The sequence below is a fragment of the Aquipuribacter hungaricus genome, from assembly GCF_037860755.1.
GTDB classification, from domain to species: Bacteria; Actinomycetota; Actinomycetes; order Actinomycetales; family JBBAYJ01; genus Aquipuribacter; species Aquipuribacter hungaricus.
Genome location: NZ_JBBEOI010000322.1, coordinates 1 through 3,251 on the forward strand (window position 1 = coordinate 1; position 3,251 = coordinate 3,251).

The window sequence follows — 3,251 nt, forward strand, 5'->3', positions numbered from 1 at the left end:
CGCGCTCCCCGGCGGCGCGGCCGCGCTCCCCGGCGGCGCGGCCGTGCTCCTCGGCGGCGGAGTCGCGACCCACGGCGGCGTAGCCGTGCTCCCCGGCGGCGTGGCCGGGCCGTCGCTCATCCCAGCCACGTCACGGGCGGCCCGTGCGGGGAGGCGCGGCCGAGCAGCTGCCGCGCACCACCAGGCCAGACCGTGGCCGACACGACGAAGTCCGCGGCCGGGCCGTCCTCCGGCGTCGCGGGCTCCAGCGACAGCCGCACGAGCAGCGCGTCGTCCGTCGCGGTCGCCCCGAGCGCCGCCAGCGCGTCCTCGGCGGCGGCCTGCTCGGCGGCCGGCACGTACTGCCACATGATCGAGTGCCACAGCACCGTGAGGTGCCCGGGCGCGAGCGTCATGGCCCTGACCGCGTCCGCCGCCCCGAGCCGGGCGACGGGCTGCGGGTGCGCCGCGGCCACCGCGAGCGCCGCCCGCAGCCGGGCGACGCGCGCGGTCTGGTCCGGCCACACGTAGGCGAGCAGGCGGTCCGGGGCCCCGGGCACCGTGAGGTCCAGCGGGGCGATGTCGCTGCCGTGGCGTTCGATGATCCGCAGCGGGGCACCCGGGTCCGGGGCGGCGCCCTGCCAGGCGTCCTCGAGCGCCACGGGCGAGCTGTCCGGCCCCCACCAGCGCCCGGACGCCGCGACCTGGTGGCGGAACCGGTCGGCGTGGAGGTTGAGCCCGGCGCTGGCGCCCGTCTCGTAGAGCCGGACGGGCAGGTCGCGGCCGTCCAGCAGGAGCAGCAGGCCGCCGACGAGCGCCGTCGAACGGCCCACCTCGTTGGTCTGCGGCGCACTGGCGAACCAGGGACGGACCTCCTCGGCGTGCTCCTGCAGCGCGGCCAGGAACGCCGGGAGCAGGTCGTCGTCGGGGGTGCCGCCGACGCTCGGGTACTGCCGCGCCAGCCGCGGCGCCCGCCCGGTGAGGACGAGGTGGTGGACGCCGCCGAGCAGCCGGAGCGGGACCAGGTCGTCGCGAGCCGCCCCGCGGTGGTCCTCGAGCACCTCCGCCAGCACGCCGCGCTCCTGCAGGTCGGCGGCGAGGCCCCGCAGCAGCCGGTCGTAGAGCGGCGACCCCAGCCGGCCGCACGCCTCGGCCTGGTCGAGCAGGTGGACGGCGAGCTGCCCGGGGCCGTCCGGCAGGGGGGACGACGGCACGCGCACCTCCAGGACGGTCCGGCGGCCCACCCGGCCGCACGGCGAGTGAAGCACAGCGCCGTGCGGCGGCCGAGAGGGACGTGACGGGCTGTGGGCAGCCTCGCCCGGACGGGGGTTAACGGGGCGCAGCGGCTCAGCCCGGCCGCACGGGCGCCGATCACACCGGGGTGCTGGGAGAGCTGGGAAGCCTGCTGCGACGGGGACGTGGGCGGTCCGCCCGCACCGTCGACGTCGGGCTGCTCGTCGCCGCCGTCCTGGGCACCCACCTGCTGAGCGTCGGCGCCGTCCTGCTCGCGCCCGAGGGCAGCGTCGTCGCCTCCTGGTGGCCCGCGGCCGGCCTGGGCACCGGGCTGGCCGCCGTGGTCGGCCCCGACCGGCGTCGCATCGTGCTGTTCGCCGTGCTCCTCGGGAGCATCACCGGCAACCTCGAGGGCGGCCGCGCCGCCGACATCGCCGTCCTGTTCGCGGTGTGGAACGTCGTCGAGGTCGCGGTCACCGTGCGCCTGCTCACCGACGGCCCGCCCGCCCGGTTCAGCGAGATCGTCGACATCCGCCGCCTGGCGGTGGCCGTCGTCGCCGGCTCCTCGACGCTGGGTGTGCTCACCGCGCTGACCGTCGCCCTGCTGCACGACGGCGACCTGCTCCTCACCCTGACCGCCGTCACCCCGTCCCACGCCGCCGCGCAGCTGCTCGTCGTCCCGGCCGTGCTGTCGCTGCGGACGGCGTCGCGCGCCAGCCGCCGCACCGCCGAGACCGCGCTGCAGGTCGGCCTGCTCGCCGCCGTCACGGTCCTCGTCTTCGGGGTCGGCACGCTGCCCCTGGCCTTCGTCCCGCTCACCGTCGTGGTGTGGGGCGCCGTCCGGCTCGGCCTGCGCACGGTGACGCTCCAGCTGCTCGGCCTCGTGGTCGCCGTCACCCTGCTGTCCGCGGCCGGCCACGGCCCGTTCGCCGTGGGCGCGGCGATGACCGGGCACCTGTCGACCCTGGTCATCCAGGTGTTCGCCGTGTCCTACGTCATGGTCGTCCTGCCGCTCGCCCTCGCCGTCCGCCAGCGCGAGGAGACCGCCGCCCGGCTGTCGGCGTCGGAGGCGATGTTCCGGGGCGGGTTCACCGGCTCGATGCTCGGCATGCTCATGCTCCGCCCGCGCGACGGCGTGCTCCGCGTGGTGCGGGCCAACCCCGTCGCCACGGCGATGCTCGGCGGCAGCGAGGCGGACCTGCTCGGCAGCGACCTCGCCGCGCAGCTGGCCCCGGCCGAGCGGGCCGCGTTCGTCGCGGCCGTCGAGGACGTCGTCGCCGGCACCAGCGACGGCTGGCGCCACGAGGTCGCCTCGTCCGGCACCCCGGTCCGCTGGTTCGAGGCGGCCGTGTCCGTGCTGCCCGCCCCGTCGACCGACCCCGGCGACGTCCTGGTCAGCGTCCAGCTCGTCGACGTCACCGCCCGCCGCGACGCCCAGGAGCAGCTGTCCCGCCTCGCGCTGCACGACCCGCTCACGGGCCTCGCCAACCGGGTCCTGCTCGCCGACCGACTGGCCCAGGTGCTCGCGACCGCGCGCCGCAGCGGCCTGGCGCCCGCCCTGCTGTTCCTCGACCTCGACGACTTCAAGCAGGTCAACGACGTGGACGGGCACGCCGCGGGCGACATCGTGCTGCGCACCGTCGCCGACCGGCTGCTCGCCGGGGCGCGCGCCTCGGACACGGTGGCGCGCCTCGGCGGGGACGAGTTCGTCGTCCTCTGCCCGGAGACCCCGCACCCGGCCGACGGGCTCGCGCTGGCCGAGCGGCTCGTCGCCTCGGTGTCCCGGCCGATCACGGTCGGCACCCGCGACGTCGTGGTCCGGCTCAGCGTCGGCGTCGTCCTCGGTGCCCCCGGCGCCGACGCCGACGGCCTGCTCCGTGACGCCGACACCGCGATGTACACCGCCAAGGCGCAGGGCAAGGGCCGTGCCGTCGTCTTCACCGCCGGCAGCGCCACCGCGGACGGGGCGACCTCGCCGCCGCCCGTGATCCCCGCGGCGTCCGCCGCGCGCTAGCGGCCGCGCGCACCAGCGGCCGCCG

At 77.7% G+C, this 3,251-nt stretch carries 2 protein-coding genes; one reads left to right on the forward strand and one right to left on the reverse strand.

All coding sequences use genetic code 11. The features are described 5' to 3' along the window. Positions 1 to 116 precede the first annotated feature (116 nt). Complete coding sequence (locus WCS02_RS18955; RefSeq protein ID WP_340295843.1) at positions 117 to 1,193, reverse strand: DUF2332 domain-containing protein; 1,077 nt, start codon at positions 1,191 to 1,193, stop codon at positions 117 to 119. A gap of 167 nt (positions 1,194 to 1,360) precedes the next feature. Here WCS02_RS18955 and WCS02_RS18960 point away from each other — a divergent pair, with 167 nt between their 5' ends. Beyond that, positions 1,361 to 3,226 carry a diguanylate cyclase domain-containing protein gene (locus WCS02_RS18960; protein WP_340295844.1) on the forward strand — a complete coding sequence of 622 codons (1,866 nt, stop codon included), beginning with the start codon at positions 1,361 to 1,363 and terminating at the stop codon, positions 3,224 to 3,226. Positions 3,227 to 3,251 lie beyond the last annotated feature (25 nt).